General features: G+C 73.1%; 18 protein-coding genes and 1 pseudogene. 9 read left to right on the top strand and 10 right to left on the bottom strand.

Annotated elements, in window-relative coordinates:
• Positions 1-5: 5 nt before the first annotated feature.
• From ACVW2K_RS13450 to gcvT, 8 genes and pseudogenes are all read right to left on the bottom strand, one after another.
• A pseudogene (locus ACVW2K_RS13450) lies at positions 6-437 on the bottom strand (dihydrodipicolinate synthase family protein); the annotation flags it as partial.
• A 74-nt stretch (positions 438-511) separates the two neighbouring features.
• On the bottom strand, positions 512-1,435 hold the full coding sequence (locus tag ACVW2K_RS13445; protein WP_457202835.1) for an LLM class F420-dependent oxidoreductase: 924 nt from the start codon (positions 1,433-1,435) through the stop codon (positions 512-514).
• 41 nt (positions 1,436-1,476) lie between these two features.
• Complete coding sequence (locus ACVW2K_RS13440; RefSeq protein WP_457202834.1) at positions 1,477-1,959, bottom strand: dihydrofolate reductase; 483 nt, start codon at positions 1,957-1,959, stop codon at positions 1,477-1,479.
• Entirely contained in the window at positions 1,956-2,750 is a 795-nt protein-coding gene (locus ACVW2K_RS13435; protein WP_457202833.1) for a thymidylate synthase, read from the bottom strand. The genes ACVW2K_RS13440 and ACVW2K_RS13435 overlap by 4 nt, the downstream gene beginning before the upstream one ends.
• A gap of 10 nt (positions 2,751-2,760) precedes the next feature.
• On the bottom strand, positions 2,761-3,591 hold the full coding sequence (locus ACVW2K_RS13430) for a PhzF family phenazine biosynthesis protein (protein ID WP_457202832.1): 831 nt from the start codon (positions 3,589-3,591) through the stop codon (positions 2,761-2,763).
• A 21-nt stretch (positions 3,592-3,612) separates the two neighbouring features.
• Positions 3,613-5,136, bottom strand: coding sequence for a sigma factor-like helix-turn-helix DNA-binding protein (locus ACVW2K_RS13425; protein ID WP_457202831.1), 1,524 nt, complete (start codon positions 5,134-5,136; stop codon positions 3,613-3,615).
• Between the two features lie 12 nt (positions 5,137-5,148).
• Entirely contained in the window at positions 5,149-5,406 is a 258-nt protein-coding gene (locus ACVW2K_RS13420; RefSeq protein WP_051548951.1) for a hypothetical protein, read from the bottom strand.
• Position 5,407: 1 nt separating this feature from the next.
• Positions 5,408-6,511 (bottom strand): glycine cleavage system aminomethyltransferase GcvT, encoded by a 1,104-nt coding sequence (gene gcvT / locus ACVW2K_RS13415; RefSeq protein ID WP_457202830.1) that lies wholly within the window; start codon positions 6,509-6,511, stop codon positions 5,408-5,410.
• Positions 6,512-6,563: 52 nt separating this feature from the next.
• Between gcvT and ACVW2K_RS13410 the strand changes: the two genes are divergently transcribed.
• A complete protein-coding gene (locus tag ACVW2K_RS13410) occupies positions 6,564-8,066 on the top strand; it encodes a leucyl aminopeptidase (protein ID WP_457202829.1) in 1,503 nt (500 codons plus the stop codon).
• Here ACVW2K_RS13410 and ACVW2K_RS13405 read toward each other — a convergent pair.
• A complete protein-coding gene (locus ACVW2K_RS13405) occupies positions 8,053-8,415 on the bottom strand; it encodes a hypothetical protein (RefSeq protein WP_457202828.1) in 363 nt (120 codons plus the stop codon). The genes ACVW2K_RS13410 and ACVW2K_RS13405 overlap by 14 nt on opposite strands.
• 82 nt (positions 8,416-8,497) lie before the next feature.
• Between ACVW2K_RS13405 and lpdA the strand changes: the two genes are divergently transcribed.
• Genes lpdA through ACVW2K_RS13390 form a run of 3 tightly spaced genes read left to right on the top strand, consistent with a single transcriptional unit; the run spans position 8,498 to position 12,653 of the window.
• Entirely contained in the window at positions 8,498-9,877 is a 1,380-nt protein-coding gene (lpdA, locus tag ACVW2K_RS13400; protein WP_457202827.1) for a dihydrolipoyl dehydrogenase, read from the top strand.
• 28 nt (positions 9,878-9,905) lie between these two features.
• On the top strand, positions 9,906-11,702 hold the full coding sequence (gene sucB, locus ACVW2K_RS13395) for a 2-oxoglutarate dehydrogenase, E2 component, dihydrolipoamide succinyltransferase (RefSeq protein WP_457202826.1): 1,797 nt from the start codon (positions 9,906-9,908) through the stop codon (positions 11,700-11,702).
• A 54-nt stretch (positions 11,703-11,756) separates the two neighbouring features.
• Entirely contained in the window at positions 11,757-12,653 is an 897-nt protein-coding gene (locus ACVW2K_RS13390; protein WP_457202825.1) for a TIGR01777 family oxidoreductase, read from the top strand.
• Here ACVW2K_RS13390 and ACVW2K_RS13385 read toward each other — a convergent pair.
• Positions 12,631-13,050 carry a hypothetical protein gene (locus tag ACVW2K_RS13385; RefSeq protein ID WP_457202824.1) on the bottom strand — a complete coding sequence of 140 codons (420 nt, stop codon included), beginning with the start codon at positions 13,048-13,050 and terminating at the stop codon, positions 12,631-12,633. The two genes, ACVW2K_RS13390 and ACVW2K_RS13385, sit on opposite strands and share 23 nt — an antisense overlap.
• 66 nt (positions 13,051-13,116) lie before the next feature.
• On the opposite strand from ACVW2K_RS13385, the gene ACVW2K_RS13380 reads away from it, so the two are divergent.
• Genes ACVW2K_RS13380 through lipA form a run of 5 tightly spaced genes read left to right on the top strand, consistent with a single transcriptional unit; the run spans position 13,117 to position 17,577 of the window.
• The gene (locus ACVW2K_RS13380) at positions 13,117-14,013 is read left to right on the top strand and encodes an alpha/beta hydrolase (protein WP_457202823.1); all 897 of its coding nucleotides are present in this window, start codon (positions 13,117-13,119) and stop codon (positions 14,011-14,013) included.
• Positions 14,010-14,714 (top strand): lipoyl(octanoyl) transferase LipB, encoded by a 705-nt coding sequence (gene lipB / locus ACVW2K_RS13375; RefSeq protein WP_457202822.1) that lies wholly within the window; start codon positions 14,010-14,012, stop codon positions 14,712-14,714. The genes ACVW2K_RS13380 and lipB overlap by 4 nt, the downstream gene beginning before the upstream one ends.
• Positions 14,715-14,724: 10 nt before the next feature.
• Positions 14,725-15,636: an ABC transporter ATP-binding protein gene (locus ACVW2K_RS13370; protein WP_457202821.1), complete on the top strand. Its 912-nt coding sequence runs from the start codon at positions 14,725-14,727 to the stop codon at positions 15,634-15,636.
• Positions 15,633-16,598: a hypothetical protein gene (locus tag ACVW2K_RS13365; RefSeq protein WP_457202820.1), complete on the top strand. Its 966-nt coding sequence runs from the start codon at positions 15,633-15,635 to the stop codon at positions 16,596-16,598. Before ACVW2K_RS13370 ends, ACVW2K_RS13365 begins: the two co-directional genes overlap by 4 nt.
• Before the next feature lie 34 nt (positions 16,599-16,632).
• The gene (gene lipA / locus ACVW2K_RS13360) at positions 16,633-17,577 is read left to right on the top strand and encodes a lipoyl synthase (protein WP_457202819.1); all 945 of its coding nucleotides are present in this window, start codon (positions 16,633-16,635) and stop codon (positions 17,575-17,577) included.
• Positions 17,578-17,604: the final 27 nt, after the last annotated feature.

The following is a 17,604-nucleotide window of genomic DNA, read 5'->3' as shown; positions in this document are numbered from 1 at the left end:
ATACGGATCGCCTGCTCGTAGGTCTCGAGGGCGATCTGGGTGCCGGTGCGGCCGGGGACGTCGTAGAGCATCACGGGCAGGTCGGTGGCCTCGGCGACCGAGCGGAAGTGGTGGAGCACACCGGCCTGGCCGGGCTTGTTGTAGTACGGCGTCACCAGCAGCACGCCGTCCGCGCCGACCTTGGCGGCCTGCTCGGCCAGCTCGATCGAGTGCGCCGTGGAGTTGGTCCCGACGCCCGCGACGACGCGCGCGCGGGCGCCGACGGCGTCCTTGACCGCGGCGAGGATGGCGCCGTCCTCCTCGGTGGTGGTCGTGGGCGACTCGCCCGTCGTGCCCGACACCACGACACCGTCGTGACCGTGGTCGACGAGGTGGGCGGCGATCCGGGCGGTGCCCTCGAGGTCGACCGAGCCGTCGCCGTGGAACGCGGTGGCCATCGCCGTCAGGACGTGGCCGAACGGTGCAGCGGGCGCGGACGTCATGTGCTCAAGGCTATCGTCCCGGCCACCGCTCACACGTGCGGCATGACGTCGCGTGCCACGAGTCGCAGGTGGTCGAGGTCGGAGAGGTCCAGGAACTGCAGGTAGATCCGCTGCGCGCCGAGGTCGGCGTACCGGCGGATCGTGTCGGCCGCCTCCTCGGGCGCACCGGCGACGCCGTTCTCCCGCAGCTCGTCCTTGTCGCGGCCGATCGCCGCGGCGCGGCGCTCGACCTCGGCCTCGTCGGCGCCGACGCAGACGACCAGTGCGTTGGACCAGGTCAGCCCGTCCGGGTCGCGGTCGTGCCGCTCGCAGGCCTCGCGGACCCGTGCGAACTGGGTGCGCGTGTCGTCCTCGCCCGCGAACGGGACGTTGAACTCGTCGGCGTACCGAGCCGCCAGGTCCGGCGTACGCCGCGCGCCGTGGCCGCCGATCAGCACCGGCAGCTTCGCCTGCGCCGGCTTGGGCAGCGCCGGGCTGTCGGTCACCCGGTAGTGCGTGCCCTCGCGGGTGAACCGCTCCCCCGCCGGGGTCGCCCACAGCCCGGTGATGATCGCCAGCTGCTCCTCGAACCGGTCGAACCGCTCGCCGGTGCCGGGGAACGGGATGCCGTACGCCTCGTGCTCCTGCGCGAACCAGCCGGCGCCGATCCCGAGCTCGACCCGCCCGCCGCTCATCTGGTCGACGGTCGCCACGCTGATCGCCAGCGGTCCGGGCAGCCGGAAGGTCGCGCTCGTCATCAGCGTCCCGAGCCGGATCGTGCTGGTCTCGCGGGCGATCCCGGCCAGCGTGATCCACGCGTCGCTCGGCCCGGGAAGCCCCTCGGTTCCCATCCCGAGGTAGTGGTCGGAGCGGAAGAACGCCCCGAACCCGAGCGCCTCCGCCTCCTTGGCCACCGCCACCAGGTCGTCGTACGTCGCCCCCTGCTGAGGCTCGGTGAACACGCGCAGCTCCATGCCGTCACCCTGTCAGGCCGCGCAAGCTCGCAGGTGGCGCGTCACATCCGCTCGCGCCGCAGCCAGGTGACCCGCTCGTACCCCTCGCGCGGCTCCCGCTCGACGACCTCCCAGGCGGCAGGGTCGATCTCGGGGTAGAAGGCGTCTCCGGGCGGCGAGACCGGCACCTCGCTGATGATCTGCTCGCTCGCGACCGGCATCGCCTCGGCGTACACCTGCGCCCCGCCTGCGACGACCACCTCGCCGGGCAGGAGCGCAGCCCGGGACAGCGCGTCGAAGAACGAGTGGGCGACCAGGACGCCGTCGGCGGACCAGGTCGGCGAGTGGGTGAGCACGATCGTGGTCCGGCCCGGGAGCGGCCGGCCGATGGACTCGTAGGTCGTCCGGCCCATCACCAGCGTGTGGCCCGTCGTCAGCCGCTTGAATTCGGCCTGTTCGCCGGGGATCTTCCACGGGATGTCGGGCCCGTTGCCGATCACCCGGTTGCGGGCCACGGCCGCCACCATCACGATGCGCTTGCTCATACGGCGATGGGCGCCTTGATCCCGGGATGCGGGTCGTAGCCCTCCACGCTGATGTGCTCGAGGTCGAACGCGTCCAGCTCGGAGACCGCCGGGTCCAGCACGAGCCGCGGGAGCGGGCGCGGCGAGCGGGTCAGCTGGAGCCGGGCCTGCTCGAGGTGGTTGAGGTAGAGGTGCGCGTCGCCGAGCGTGTGCACGAAGTCGCCGACCTCGAGACCGGTCACCTGGGCGACCATGTGGGTGAGCAGGGCGTACGACGCGATGTTGAACGGGACGCCGAGGAAGGCGTCGGCCGAGCGCTGGTAGAGCTGGCAGGAGAGCCGGCCGTCGGCCACGTAGAACTGGAACATCGTGTGGCAGGGCGCGAGCGCCATGTCGGGGATGTCGGCGACGTTCCACGCCGAGACGATGTGGCGTCGCGAGTCCGGGTTGTCCCGGATCTGCGACACCACGGCCGCGATCTGGTCGACGTGGCCGCCGTCCGGTGTGGGCCAGGACCGCCACTGGTAGCCGTAGACCGGCCCGAGGTCGCCGTTCTCGTCGGCCCACTCGTCCCAGATCGTGATGCCGCGGTCCTGGAGCCACTTCACGTTGGTGTCGCCCCGCAGGAACCACAGCAGCTCGCCGAACACCGAGCGGGTGTGGATCTTCTTGGTGGTGACCAGGGGGAAGCCGGCACGGAGGTCGAAGCGCATCTGGTGGCCGAAGACCGAGCGGGTGCCGGTGCCGGTGCGGTCGCCCTTCTCGACGCCCTCGTCGAGGACCCGCTGGAGGAGATCGAGGTACTGCTGCACGGTCCCGACACTAGTCGAGCGACACGGCTCCGGTGACCGTCGTTCGCGTGTCGCCACCGACCCAGACCTGGCCGTCGACGGTCTCCACGTGCACCCGGCCGGCCCGGCCGAGCGCGGTGCCCTGAGAGGCGACGTACGACGACGGCAGCCGGGTGCCGGCGAGCCACTGCCCGACGCCCGCGTTGAGCGAGCCGGTCACCGGGTCCTCCGGCATCCCGTAGCCGGGGCAGAACGCGCGCAGCTCGGCGGCGAGCGGGCCGTCGGCGTACGGCCCGACGACGCCGATCTTCAGGTCGCCGAACGCCGTCCAGTCCGGCTCGACGGCGAGCACCGCGGCGGCGTCCTCCAGCAAGACGCCCACCCAGCCCGGACCGTTGTCGATCCAGGCCGTCTCGAGGATCGCCGACTCCGGCAGCCGCAGCGCCCGGCAGATCCCTGCCAGGTCGGCGGCGTCCACGGGGCCGGAGCGCATCAGCGGCGGCGCGGCGAACGACAGCCGATCGGCGCGCCGGATCCGCACCAGCCCCGCACCGCACTCCTGGACGACGGAGTCCGGGGAGCCGTCGCCCGCGGGCACCCCGCCGGCCTCGAGCCACGCGTGCGCGCTCCCGAGCGTCGGGTGGCCGGCGAACGGCAGCTCGCCTCCGGGCGTCCAGATCCGCAGCCGGTAGTCGGCGGCCGGGTCCGTCGGCGGCAGCAGGAACGTCGTCTCCGACAGGTTCGTCCACCGGGCGAACGCCGCCATCTGGTCGTCGGTGACGCCCTCGGCGTCGTGCACGACCGCGACCGGGTTGCCGAGCAGCGGCTGGGCGGAGAACACGTCGACCTGGCTGAATCGCATGCGGTCCAAAATAACGGCAGGCTAGGGAGCGAACATCGCCCGATCCGCGGCGGAGCGCACCGGCACCACGTCGCTGCAGGTGCTCCTCTCCAGCGCGCAGGTCCGGAGCACGAAGAGCCGCGACCGGGCGCCGTCCAGGTCGACGCCCTCGAGGTCGCTCACGTTCGCGACCAGGTAGTTGATCTCGTGGTTGTTGCCGAACGCCGCGTCCACCACCCGCTCGTCGGGTGCCACCCCCGACGGCAGCAGGTCGCCGGTGCGGGCGTCGTAGACCAGGGGTGTGAACGGCGATCCGGGCACCCACGGCCCCGGGATGCGACTGAGCACGAAGGTCCCACCGGGCGACACGGCCGCCCCCTCGCCGCGCCGGGTGAACGTGACGTCGTAGAACGGCTGCACCACCGTGATGGCCCGGTGCCGCTGGTAGACCCGCGTCGAGGAGCCGACGTCGAGGAGCCCCGGCTCGTCGAGCCGGACCGGCCTGCCGTGCGCCGGCCGCCACTCGAACGTGCCGGAGTCGCCGGTGGCGTAGACCCGGTCCTGGTCGATAGCGACCAGCCCGGTCCCGGGAGCGACCACGAGGCTGTCGACCTCCTCGTGGTTGCCAACGGACCAGACCACGATCCGGCTGGCGGGGTCGCCGGGCTCCACCCAGGCGGCCCAGCCGTTCTCGGCGGAGCCGAGCACCCGCGACCCCGGCGCCGACCGGCCGACCAGGGCGACCTCGCCGGCCGGCTGCACGACACCGACCGCGCCGTCGGCGTCGATGAAGGCCGCGCTCTCGCCGACCCCGGCCACCGACGTCAGGCCCGGGAGGTCCACCGCGACCCGGCGCAGGTGCAGGCGCCCGTCGTACCAGGAGATGTCGACCGGGTTCGGGGACGCCACCACGCGCGTCGTCTCCGGCTCGGCCGGCTTCTCGGGCCGCGTCGTCAGCCAGGTCGTGCCGCCGGCGACGACCAGAATGGCCGCGGCGGCCCCAGCGACGATGCGCCACCGCCTGCGCCGCTGCTCGCGGGCCCGGGCCACGACACCGTCGTACGGCGCGGTCGGCACCTCGATCGAGCCGGCCGCCGTGCGGAACGCCTCCTCGGCCCGCAGCGCGGGCGGCTCGATGCGCGCCAGGCCCTGCGCGACGCGGCTGCCCACGGTCGCGACCGGGACGTCCAGGGTGTCGGCTACCTGTACCTCGTCGAGGCCGCCCACGAAGCGCAGCACGACGGCCTCGCGCTCCTCCGGCGCAAGCCGGGTGAGCTGCTGCTCGAGCTCCTGTCGCAGCAGCTCCGCCTCGGACGGGTCGTCGAGCGGCGCGCCCGGACGCGACGGCGGCGCGTGCGGACGCGCCTCGAGGACGGTGCCGAACACCTCCGCGTCGACGTCGTCGACCTCGCGCATCCGCCCCCAGGCGCTGCGGCAGCGCGCGAGCCCGGTGAGCGCGATGTCCTCGGCCTCGACCGGGGACCAGCCGATCAGGACCAGCGAGCGGACGAGGAACGGCCAGCGCGCCGCCAGGTAGGCAGCGAAGTCGGCGTCGTTCCCGGCCATCTGGTCATCCCGCTAGGCATGCAGTGACATGGGGCCGTACACCTGCCGGTCGTGCTCGAACAGCGTGACCGCGTCGACGCCCTCGGCCGCGAGGTCCGACCAGATCTCGCCGACCCAGGACTCGGCGTCGGCCTGCGAGGCGAACCGCTGGCCGGCGAGGTCGCCGGTCAGCGTGACCTCGCCACCCGCGCTGTCCTCGAGCCGCCACCACCACGGCCGGTCGGCTGCCGGTGGCTGGCGGAACGTCGGCGGGTGCTCGGGCAGGTTCATGTCAGGTCTCCCGGACGGACGGGTCGAGGAACGGCGGCTTGGTGAGCTGGAAGATCTCTCGACGCCCGCGGACGTCAACGCCGACCTCGGCGTCCGGGTTCACGAACGACGGCAGCAGCGCCAGCCCGATGCCCTTGCGCAGGGTCGGCGAGAACGTGCCGGAGGTGACCTCGCCGAGCAGCACGTCCGGGGTGAGGCTCACCGTCATGTGCGGGCGCGGGATGCCGCGACCGGTCGCGACCAGGCCGCGCAGCACCCGCTTCGGGCCCTCGGCCCGCTCGGCGGTCAGCACGTCCCGGCCCCAGAAGGCGTCCTTCTGCCAGCCGACCGCCCAACCCAGCCGCGCCTCGTTCGGGGTGACGTCGAGGGAGATGTCCTGGCCGTGCAGCGGGTAGCCCATCTCGGTCCGCAGCGTGTCCCGGGCGCCGAGGCCGCACGCGAGGACGCCGTACTGCTCCCCCGCCGCCATCACCGCGTCCCAGAGCGCCCCGGCGACGGCGTTCGGTGCGACCAGCTCGTAGCCGCGCTCGCCCGTGTAGCCGGTGCGGCAGACCACGACGGTCTCGCCCTCGTACGGCGCCTCCGCGAACGACATGTAGTCGTGCCCGACCGGGAGCCCCACCGCCGCGAGGACCTCGTCGGACTTCGTCCCCTGGACCGCGAGCACCGCGAAGTCGCGGTGCCGGTCGGTGACGGTGACGCCCTCGGGCGCCTCCGCGGCGAGCCGCCGGACGACCTCGGCGGTGTTGGCGGCGTTCGGGATGAGGAAGACCCGGTCGTCGGCGTAGAGGTAGGCGATGAGGTCGTCGACCACGCCGCCGGTGGCGTCGTCGCAGCACAGCGTGTACTGCGCCCGGCCCGGACCGATCCGGCCGAGGTCGTTGGTGAGCGTGCGGTTCACGAACTCGGCGGCGCCCGGCCCCTCGACGACGGCCTTGCCGAGGTGGCTGACGTCGAAGACCCCGACCGACTCCCGGACGGCGGTGTGCTCCTTGACGACGCCGGCGGGGTACTCCAGCGGCATCGACCAGCCACCGAACTCCGCGAACTTCGCGCCGAGGGCCTCGTGCCGGTCGTTCAAGGGGGAGAGCAGGAGGTCCGCCATGGCGGCGAACCTACCGCAGGGGCGTGCTCGCCCCGACGTCTATCCTGCCCCGGTGACGTCGTACACCCTGCGCAGCGCCAGCCCCGCCAAGACCCGATGCGACGCCGTCGTCGTGGGGGTGGTCCAGGGCGCGAAGGGCCCGGAGCTGGCCGACGCGGCCGGCGACGTCGCCTCGGCGTACGGCCGCAAGCTGCGCCCGCTCATGTCCGGCCTCGGCGTGACCGGCAAGTCCGGCGAGGTCGTGAAGGTGCCGACCGCCGGGGCCATCCCTTCCCCCCTGCTCGTGCTCGTCGGCCTGGGGCGCAACCAGGACGCGACGGCGGTACGCCGGGCCGCGGGTGTTGCCGCCCGCGCGGTCACCAATGCGGCGTCGGTCGCCGTGGCGCTGCCGGCGGACTCCGCGGAGCTCGTGCGCGCGGTCACCGAGGGATGGGAGCTCGGCGGGTACGCGTTCACGGCGTACAAGAAGGACGAGAAGAAGGACGGCCCCGGGGAGGTGGTGGTGCTCAGCGCCGCCGCGCGCCGCAAGGAGGTCATCACTGCGTTCGAGGAGAGCCGGGTCGTGACCCGCGCGGTCGCCGCGACCCGCGACTGGGTGAACACCCCGCCGGGCGACCTGACGCCGCCGAAGTTCGCCGACGCCGTCGTGGCGGCGACCAAGGAGGTCACGAGGGGCCGAGGTGCCCCGAAGATCGGCATCCGGGTGCTGGACGAGGAGGAGCTGGCGGAGCTCGGCTGCGGCGGCATCCTCGGCGTCGGCATGGGCTCGTCGGCGGCGCCGCGGCTGGTCGAGCTGACCTACGCCCCGAAGGGCGCCCGGCACCACCTCGCGCTCGTCGGCAAGGGCATCACCTTCGACTCCGGCGGCCTCACGATCAAGCCCGCGGCGAGCATGAACGACATGAAGTCGGACATGGCGGGTGCCGCGGCGATCGTCCAGGCGACGTACGCGATCGCGACCCTCGGGCTGCCGGTGCGGATCTCCGCGTTCGCGCCGATGGCGGAGAACATGGTCTCCGGGTCGTCCATGCGGCCCGGTGACGTGCTGGCGATGTACGGCGGCACCACGGTCGAGGTGCTCAACACCGACGCCGAGGGCCGGCTGATCCTGGCCGACGCGCTCATGCGCGCGACCGAGCAGCAGCCCGACGTGATCCTGGACGTGGCCACGCTCACTGGCCACATGGTGGTGGCCCTCGGCGACCGGATCTCCGGCGTGATGGGGTCCGACGACGTCGTCGCGGACGTCCTCGTCGCCGCGGCGACCGCCGGCGAGGAGATGTGGCCGATGCCGATCCCCGAGGCGATGTCGGAGCGGATCACCAGCAGCAAGGTCGCCGACCTGTCGCAGCACGACTGGATCCGGTGGGGCGGTGGCCTGTTCGCGGCCGCGTTCCTGCGCGAGTTCACGGCCGGGCTGCCGTGGGCGCACCTCGACATCGCCGGGCCGTCGTTCAACTCCGGCAGCGCGTGGGGGCACCAGACCCCGGGCGGCACCGGCGTCGCCGTGGCGACGCTGGTCGACTTCGCGCGGGCGCTCGCTACTCGCCCATGAGCTTCTTGCGGCGGTTGTAGTCGCGCATCCGCTGGGGGATGCCGACGACGGCGGCGTCGTACGACGGGATCTGGTTGCGGTTGCAGAAGTCGTGCGCCCACTTCACCGAGGGCACCCGGCGCCGGGTCCACTCCCCGTCGTGCGCGACGAGCAGCAGCGTCACGTCGCTGACCGCCGTGCGCGGCTCGACGAAGCCCTCGACGCCGCGGCGCTCCGCGGTCCAGGCCTGCAGGTGGTCGAGGTCCATGCCGTCGGCGGCGCGCACCCGCGTCGAGCCGGTGCGTTGAGCGTCGCGTGCCGGCCGGCTCATCTTCGTCGAGCCGCGGCGGAAGCGGTCCATCCATGACATGCGCCCAAGTGTGCCCTGACGGGCTACCGGAGCGTAGGAACCTCGGTGTGGACACGTTGCACGGAAGTGCAAGGATGGCCCCGTGGCCGATCCCGACTTCGACGTTCTCATCCTCGGCGCCGGCTCCGGTGGCTACGCGTGTGCCCTCCGGGCCGCGCAGCTGGGCCTCTCGGTGGGCCTGGTCGAGAAGGGCAACCTCGGGGGCACCTGCCTCCACGTCGGCTGCATCCCGACCAAGGCGCTGCTGCACGCCGCCGAGGTCGCCGACCAGGCCCGCGAGTCCGAGCAGTTCGGCGTGCGGGCGACCCTCGAGGGCATCGACATGCCGGGCGTGAACGCCTACAAGGACGGCGTCGTCTCCCGGCTCTACAAGGGCCTCGCGGGCCTGATCAAGAGCCGCGGCATCACCGTCATCGAGGGCGCCGGCCGGCTCACCGGCCCGCGCGAGGTCACCGTCGACGGGACGGCGTACACCGGCAGGAACGTCGTGCTCGCCTCCGGCTCCTACGCCCGCACCCTGCCCGGCCTGGACGTCGACGGGGAGCGGGTGATCACCTCCGAGCACGCGCTGCGGCTCGAGAGCGTGCCGGCCTCCGTGGTCGTGCTCGGTGGCGGCGTGATCGGCTGCGAGTTCGCGAGCGTGTGGCGCTCCTTCGGCGCCGAGGTCACCATCGTCGAGGCGCTCCCCCGGCTGGTCGCCGCCGAGGACGAGGCGTCCTCGAAGGCCCTGGAGCGGGCGTTCCGCAAGCGCGGCATCGCGTTCCGCACCGGCACGCCGTTCCAGAGCGTCAAGCACACCGACACCGGAGTCGCGGTCACCGTCGAGGGCGGCGACGTGATCGAGGCCGACCTGCTGCTGGTCGCGGTCGGCCGCGGGCCGGTCACCGAGGGCCTCGGGTACGACGAGCAGGGCGTCTCGATGGACCGCGGCTTCGTGCTGGCCGACGACCGCTGCCGCACGAACCTCGAGGGCGTGTACGCCGTGGGCGACATCGTCCCGGGACTTCAGCTCGCGCACCGCGGGTTCCAGCAGGGGGTCTTCGTCGCCGAGGACATCGCCGGGCTCGACCCGCGGCCGGTCGACGAGGCAGGCATCCCGCGGGTGACGTACTCCCACCCGGAGGTCGCGTCCGTCGGCCTCGACGAGGCGAAGGCCGCGTCGACGTACGGCGCGGACGGCATCGAGACCTTCACCTTCGACCTCGGCGGCAACGGCAAGAGCCAGATCCTCAAGACGCAGGGCTTCGTGAAGCTGGTGCGCCGCAAGGACGGGCCGGTCATCGGCGTGCACCTGGTCGGCGACCGGGTCGGCGAGCTCATCGGCGAGGCGCAGCTCATCTACAACTGGGAGGGGTACCCCGAGGACGTGGCCCCCCTGGTCCACGCGCACCCCACGCAGAACGAAGCGCTCGGCGAGGCGCACATGGCCCTCGCCGGCAAGCCGTTCCACGCACACTCCTGACAGACGAGAACCGAAGCGAAGGAAGTCCATGGCCACCGAAGTCAACCTGCCGGCACTCGGCGAGTCCGTCACCGAAGGCACCGTCACCCGCTGGCTCAAGCAGGTCGGTGACTCGGTGGCGGTGGACGAGCCGTTGCTCGAGGTCTCGACCGACAAGGTCGACACCGAGATCCCTTCGCCGATCGCCGGCACGCTGCTGGAGATCAAGGCGAACGAGGACGACACGGTCGAGGTCGGCGCCGTCCTCGCGGTGATCGGCGACGAGGGTGAGTCGTCCGGCTCGTCGGACTCGTCCGGGCAGGAGTCCCAGCCCGAGCCGGAGCCCGAGCCCGAGCCGGAGCCGGAGCAGGAGAAGGCCCAGGAGCCCGAGGCCGCCGAGGAGCCCGCCCCCGCGGGCGAGGAGGTCGAGAAGCCCGCCGCGCAGGCCAAGCCGTCCGGCGGCGGCGGTACGACGGTGTCGCTGCCCGCGCTGGGTGAGTCGGTCACCGAGGGCACCGTGACGCGCTGGCTGAAGCAGGTCGGCGACGACGTGGCGGTCGACGAGCCGCTGCTCGAGGTCTCCACCGACAAGGTCGACACCGAGATCCCCTCACCGGTCGCCGGCACGCTGCTGGAGATCAAGGTCCAGGAGGACGAGACCGTCGAGGTCGGCGCCGAGCTGGCCGTGATCGGTGACGCGGACGCCGCTCCCGCGAAGCAGGAGGAGAAGGCCGAGGAGAGGCAGCCGGAACCCGAGCCCGAGCCCGAGCCCGAGCCCGAGCCCGAGCCCGAGCCCGAGCCCGAGCCGGAGCCCGAGCCGGAGCCGGAGCCCGAGCCCGCGCCCCAGGAGACGAAGCAGCCCGAGCCCGCGCGGGCGGCCGAGCCCGAGCCCGCCCCGGCGGCCGGAACGGCCGAGGCGTCCGGTGAGGGCCCCGGCTACGTGACGCCGCTGGTCCGCAAGATGGCCGCGCAGCACAACGTGGACCTCGCCTCGATCGCCGGCACCGGCGTCGGCGGCCGGATCCGCAAGCAGGACGTCCTGGACGCCGCCGCCAAGGCCCAGCAGCCGGCCGCAGCGGCCCCGGCTCCCGCCGCCTCGGCGCCCGCGCCGGCGACGACCCCGTCCCCGTCCCCGTTGCGCGGCCAGACCGAGAAGCTGTCGCGACTGCGCAAGATCATCGCGTCCCGGATGGTCGAGTCGCTGCAGCACTCGGCCCAGCTGACCCAGGTCATGGAGGTCGACGTCACGAACGTCGCGCGGTTGCGCGAGGCGGCCAAGGAGGACTTCCTGGCGCGCGAGGGCGTGAAGCTGACGTACCTGCCGTTCTTCGCGAAGGCCGCGATCGACGCGCTCAAGGTGCACCCCGCCCTCAACGCGACGATCGACACCGAGGCGGGCGAGGTCACCTACTTCGACCGCGAGCACCTGGCCATCGCGGTCGACACCGAGAAGGGCTTGCTCACCCCGGTGATCAAGGACGCTGGCGACCTGTCGGTGGCGGGGCTCGCGAAGAAGATCGCCGACGTGGCGGGCCGGACCCGGTCCAACAAGATCGGCCCGGACGAGCTGTCCGGCGGCACGTTCACGATCACGAACCTCGGCAGCTTCGGAGCCCTGTTCGACACCCCGATCATCAACAAGCCGCAGGTCGCGATCCTCGGCCCCGGCGCGGTCGTCAAGCGCCCGGTGGTCATCGACGACCCGAACCTCGGCGAGACGATCGCGGTGCGGCACATGGTCTACCTGTCGCTCACCTACGACCACCAGCTGGTCGACGGCGCCGACGCAGGCCGGTTCCTCCGGGACGTCAAGCAGCGGCTCGAGGCCGGCCAGTTCGAGATCTGACGGCTCGGTGTCACCATGAGACCGGGACTTGCGGCCACATGACAGGCTGACCGCATGCCGAAGTCCGTCGTGATCGCCGGGGCATCGGGGTTCCTCGGCACCCACCTCGCCGAGGGGCTCACCGGCCGCGGCCACTCCGTGGTGGCGCTGGTGCGGCGGCCCGCGTCGGGACCCGGCGAGTCGACCTGGGACCCGTACGCCGGTGAGCTCGACCGCGACGTCATCGAGGCCGCCGACGTGGTGGTCAACCTTGCCGGCGCCCCGACCGTCGGCAACCCGCACTCCAGGACCTGGGCCCGCGAGCTCCGGGAGAGCCGGATCACGACCACGACCGTGCTCGCGGAAGCGGTGGCGGCGAGCGCCGGCAAGCCGGCGTTCCTGGCCGGCAACGCGGTCGCCTGGTACGGCGACCACGGCGACGAGGTCGTCACCGAGGAGTCCGACAGCCGCGGGGACGGCTTCCTCACCCGGGTCACCCGCGAGTGGCAGGACGTCGCGGCCCCGGCCGCCGAGGCCGGCGCCCGGGTCTGCTTCCTCCGCACCGCGCCGGTCATCGACCGGGAGAGCGCACCGCTGAAACAGCTGCGGATCCTGACCAGGCTCGGCCTCGGCGCCCGGCTCGGCAGTGGCCGGCAGCACATGGCGATGATCAGCCTGCGCGACTGGGTCGGCGGCGTCACGCACCTCGTCGAGCACGACGACGTCAGCGGACCGGTCAACCTCTGCAGCCCGGAGACGCCGACGAACCGGGAGTTCACCGACGCGCTCGCGCGGGCGCTCGGCCGCCGGGCGCGGGTGGGAGTCCCGACCTTCGCGATCGAGCGGGGGGCCGGTCGGCTGGCACCGGAGGCGCTGGGGTCGCTGAACCTGCGGCCGGCGGTCCTCGAGGCTGCGGGCTACGGGTTCCGGGACCGCACCGTCCACGAGGTCATCCGGACCGGGCTGGGCTGAGGACCGAGCAGACCCGCCACTCCCCCTCGAGCTGCCGGAGCGTCACGACGTGCCGGGTCGGGAGGTCCCGGGGCAGCGCCAGCAGGCCGGGTACGGCGATCCCGCCGGCCACCCGGTCGGTCACCTCGAGCACCAGCGCGGCCGGCGTACGCGCCCGGACGTGCACGCGGAGCAGCTGCATCCGCAGCCCGCTCACCCGCATCCCCCGCGCCGACCAGGCCCGCAGCATCGTCGCGTCGCGGCGGCCGGCGACCGACCCCGGCGCGTACAGCGACCGCAGGCCGGCCACGTCGCCCCTCGCCCAGGCGGCCGCCCGCCGCTCGTCCCACGCGTGCAGGACGTCGGCGGGCGCCGGCCCGAGAGCGAGCACGGTCGGCAGCAGCAGGGCGGGGAGCACGGGGACCACCTACCCGTTCCGCGGGTCGTGCCCGGGGTCCTCCACAGGGAGTGCCACACTCGACCCGTGCTGAGCCGTCGCACGCTCCTGCTCGGGGGCACCACTGCCGGGGCCGTCCTCGTGGCCGGTGCCGCCGCCGGCGTCGAGCAGGGCGTCCTGCCGGGGAGACCGTGGCTGCAGTCCACCCTGCACCTCAACGGCGCCGCCGGGACGATCCCGGACGTCGAGCCGGGGCAGGTCGAGCACGGCACGTTCGTCTCCAGCGCTCGCCTCGGGGCCGAGACCGGCTGGGTCCTGATCCATCCCCCGGGCCACCACGAGCACGTCCCGCTGGTGGTCGCGCTGCACGGCCTCGGCGAGGACTCCGGCTCGCTGACCGGGCCGTCCTTCGGGCTGCCCCAGTACCTCGCCGCGGCCGTGGCGGACGGCGTCCCGCCGTTCGCGATCGCGGCGGCGGACGGCGGCGCGTCGTACTGGCACCTGCGTCCCGACGGGGAGGACGCGTCCGCGATGGTCACCGACGAGCTGCTGCCGCTGCTGCGGCGCGGGCACGGCGTGCGCACCGACCGGATCGGCCTGATCGGCTGGTCGATGGGCGGGTACGGCGCCCTGCGCTTGGCCGGCGACCTCGGCAAGCAGCGCGTCGCCGCGGTCGTCGCGGCCAGTCCCGCGATCTGGAGCGACGCGGGCAGCGCGTCGAAGTCCGGCTTCGTCGATGCCGAGGAGTACGACAAGTACTCGGTGGTGGGCCACCAGGAGGACCTGGACGGCATCCCGGTGCGCATCGACGTCGGCACCGGTGACCCGTTCTACCGCGACGTCCAGGACTACGTGCACGCCTTCCCCGACGACGCCGACGTGACGAGCAGCTTCCAGCCCGGCGCCCACGACCCGGCGTACTGGCGGCGGATGCTGCCCGCCGAGCTGGCCTTCCTCGGGTCCGCAGTAGGCTCGAGGGCGTGAAGTTCGAGGACGTCGGGACCGTCGACTACCTCGCCGCCTGGGAGCTCCAGCGCGAGGTCCACGCCCGGGTCGCCGACGGCGCGCAGGACGACACCGTGCTGCTGCTCGAGCACCCGCCGGTGTTCACCGCCGGCAAGCGCACCGAGCCGCACGAACGCCCGCCCGACCCCGGGGGTGCGCCGATCATCGACGTCGACCGCGGCGGCAAGATCACCTTCCACGGCCCCGGCCAGCTGGTCGGCTACCCCATCGTCACGCTCCCCGACCACGTCAAGGTCGTCGACTACGTCCGCCGGGTCGAGGAGGCGCTGATCCGGGTCTGCGCCGACCTGGGCGTGGTGACCGCCCGGGTGCCCGGCCGCAGCGGCGTCTGGCTCCGGGCGGACGAGCGCGGCCCGGAGCGCAAGGTCGCCGCCCTCGGCATCCGGGTCAGCCGCGGCGTGACCATGCACGGCTTCGCGCTCAACTGCGACGTCGACCTGGGCTGGTACGACCGGTTCGTGCCGTGCGGCATCGCCGACGCCGGCGTCACCTCGCTGAGCCGCGAGCTGGGGCGCGACGTGACGGTCGCCGCGGTCACGCCGTACGTCGAACGGCACCTGCGCGAGTACCTCTCCTGGGCGCCGTACGACGCGACCCCGGACTACGAGGCGCGGCCCGACCCCGCGCGCCAGCTCCGGATCGAGCTGATCACGCCGTAGCCTCTCGCCGGTGACTGACCTCGTCATCGAGACCTCCGGACTGCGCAAGGAGTTCGCCGGCCGCCGCGGCCGCCGCGTCGCGGTCGACCGGCTCGACCTGGCCGTGCCGGCCGGGGGCGTGCACGGCTTCCTCGGGCCCAACGGGTCCGGCAAGACCACCACGATCCGGATGCTGCTCGGGCTGGCCCGGGCCACGGCGGGCGAGATGCGGCTGTTCGGCCAGCCGGTGCCGTCCGGGCTCCCTCGCGTCATCGGCCGGATCGGCGCCGTCGTCGAGAGCCCCAAGTTCTCCCCGAACCTCACCGGCCGCCAGAACCTCCTCCTCCTGGCCCGGTCGATCGGCGCCCCTGCGACGATGGTGGACACGGCGGTCGAGACGGTCGGGCTCACCGGCCGCGAGCGGGACCGCTACAAGGCCTACTCGCTCGGCATGAAGCAGCGGCTGGCGATCGCGGCGACCCTGCTCAAGCAGCCGGACCTGCTCATCCTCGACGAGCCCACGAACGGCCTCGACCCGGCCGGCATCCGCGAGATCCGCGAGACGATCCGCGGGCTGGGCGAGTCCGGCGTCACCGTCCTGCTCAGCTCGCACATCCTCGCCGAAGTGCAGCAGGTGTGCACCTCGGCCACGATCATCGGCCAGGGCCGGCTGCTCGCGTCGGGCCGGGTCGACGAGCTCGTCGGCGCGAGCACGGCGTACCGGGTCGGCGCGCCCGATCCCGGGGCGGCCGCCCTGGCGCTGCGGGACGCGGGCTTCACGGTGTCCGACGACCTCGTCGTCGAGACCGACCGGCCCGCCGAGCTCACGCGGACCCTCGGGGCCGCCGGGATCTGGCTGACCGAGCTCACGCCGGTACGCCGCGACCTGGAGTCGGTGTTCCTGGAGCTCACCGCCGGCACCGAGCTGGGGGCCGGACAGTGATCCGGCTGGTCGGCGTGGAGCTGACCCGGCTGCGCTGGCGGCGCGCGGTGCTCGTGCTGCTCCTGCTCGCCGTCGTGATCCCCGCGCTCATCGCCGCCGCCCGGGTCTGGTCCACCCGTCCGGTGTCCGAGGACGAGATCGCCTCCGTCGTGCACGGCAACGCCGGCCAGATCTCCATGTGCGCGGAGCACCCGCGCCGCTTCGGGCTGCCCCCGAGCGCCGACGAGCAGGCGTGCACCGACCTGATCGTCGAGTGGAACACGGGCCGCGAGAAGCTGAGCCTGGCCCGCGAGCGCACCGGCGGCTCCGGCATGGGCGTGGTCGCCGTCCTCACCACCCTGGTGCTGCTGGCCGCGACGACGTTCGTCGGTCACGACTGGAACAGCGGCTCGATGAGCAACCAGCTGCTCTTCGAGCCACGCCGGACCCGGATCTGGACGGCCAAGGCGATCGCGGTGACCCTGGTCGCGCTCGTCGCCTCGGCGCTGGTGAGCACGGCGTACTGGCTGACGATCTGGGCCACGGTGAAGGCGCGCGACCTGCCCGTCGTCGACGGAGCGCTCCGGGACTCGATGGCCTACGGCTGGCGGGGCGCGGCGTACGCGACCGCCGCGGCGCTCGGCGGCTACGCGTTGACGATGCTGTTCCGGAGCACGGTGGCGACCATCGGCGTCCTGTTCGGGGTCGCGGTCGCCGGCGGGATCGTGATCGCCACCCTCGGGATCGGCGAGCAGTGGCAGCCCCAGAAGAACGTCTCCGCGATCGTGAAGAACGGGACGACGTACTGGGTGGAGGTGCCCCAGTCCTGCTACCAGAGCCGGCCCGGCCAGGACACGGCCGCCGACGGGTGCGACCCCACCCGGCACCTCTCGCTGGCCCGGGGCGCCGGCTACTACGGGACGGCGCTGGTGCTCACCATCGGCGCGTCGGTGGTGTCGTTCCGGCGGCGCGACGTGCCGTAGGGGCCGTTCGGGCCGCCGCGTACAGTTGGTCCACGTGACGCAAGCTCCCTCATCCGAAGGACGCAAGCTGCTTCGACTCGAAGTGCGCAACGCGGAGACCCCGATCGAGCGCAAGCCGGAGTGGATCAAGACCCGGGCCAGGATGGGCCCCGAGTACCAGCACCTGCAGAGCCTGGTGAAGTCCGAAGGGCTGCACACGGTCTGCCAGGAGGCGGGCTGCCCCAACATCTTCGAGTGCTGGGAGGACCGCGAGGCGACGTTCCTCATCGGTGGCGACCAGTGCACGCGGCGCTGCGACTTCTGCCAGATCGACACCGGCAGGCCGCAGCCCCTCGACCGCGACGAGCCCCGTCGGGTCGCGGAGTCGGTGCAGACGATGGGCCTGAAGTACGCCACGATCACCGGCGTCGCCCGCGACGACCTCGAGGACGGCGGGGCGTGGCTGTACGCCGAGACCGTGCGGGTCATCCACGAGCTCAACCCCGGCACCGGCGTCGAGAACCTGATCCCCGACTTCAACGGCAAGCCCGACCTGCTCCGCGAGGTCTTCGAGTCGCGCCCCGAGGTGCTCGCGCACAACGTCGAGACCGTGCCGCGGATCTTCAAGCGGATCCGCCCGGCGTTCCGCTACGAGCGCTCCCTCGACGTGATCACCCAGGCCCGCGACTTCGGGCTGGTCACCAAGTCCAACCTGATCCTCGGCATGGGCGAGACCCGCGAGGAGGTCTCACAGGCGCTGCGCGACCTGCACGCCGCGGGCTGCGAGCTGATCACGATCACCCAGTACCTCCGCCCCTCGGTGCGGCACCACCCGGTCGAGCGCTGGGTGAAGCCCGAGGAGTTCGTCGAGCTCAAGGACGAGGCCGACCAGATCGGCTTCTCCGGCGTGATGTCCGGGCCGCTCGTGCGTTCGTCGTACCGCGCCGGTCGGCTGTACCGTCAGGCCATGGACGCCCGCGCGGGCGTCGCCACCGCCTGACCGCCCATTCCTGACCCAGAACGAGGC

This window comes from Nocardioides sp. HB32, assembly GCF_054058995.1.
This window is presented reverse-complemented; position numbering and strand designations above follow the sequence as displayed.

Excerpts from the sequence above, each read along its gene's own strand:
- ACVW2K_RS13445 (WP_457202835.1), bottom strand. The coding sequence starts at position 1,435 with ATGGAGCTGCGCGTGTTCACCGAGCCTCAGCAGGGGGCGACGTACGAC.
- ACVW2K_RS13440 (WP_457202834.1), bottom strand. The coding sequence starts at position 1,959 with ATGAGCAAGCGCATCGTGATGGTGGCGGCCGTGGCCCGCAACCGGGTG.
- ACVW2K_RS13430 (WP_457202832.1), bottom strand. The coding sequence starts at position 3,591 with ATGCGATTCAGCCAGGTCGACGTGTTCTCCGCCCAGCCGCTGCTCGGC.
- ACVW2K_RS13425 (WP_457202831.1), bottom strand. The coding sequence starts at position 5,136 with ATGGCCGGGAACGACGCCGACTTCGCTGCCTACCTGGCGGCGCGCTGG.
- ACVW2K_RS13420 (WP_051548951.1), bottom strand. The coding sequence starts at position 5,406 with ATGAACCTGCCCGAGCACCCGCCGACGTTCCGCCAGCCACCGGCAGCC.
- gcvT (WP_457202830.1), bottom strand. The coding sequence starts at position 6,511 with ATGGCGGACCTCCTGCTCTCCCCCTTGAACGACCGGCACGAGGCCCTC.
- ACVW2K_RS13405 (WP_457202828.1), bottom strand. The coding sequence starts at position 8,415 with ATGTCATGGATGGACCGCTTCCGCCGCGGCTCGACGAAGATGAGCCGG.
- sucB (WP_457202826.1), top strand. The coding sequence starts at position 9,906 with ATGGCCACCGAAGTCAACCTGCCGGCACTCGGCGAGTCCGTCACCGAA.
- ACVW2K_RS13390 (WP_457202825.1), top strand. The coding sequence starts at position 11,757 with ATGCCGAAGTCCGTCGTGATCGCCGGGGCATCGGGGTTCCTCGGCACC.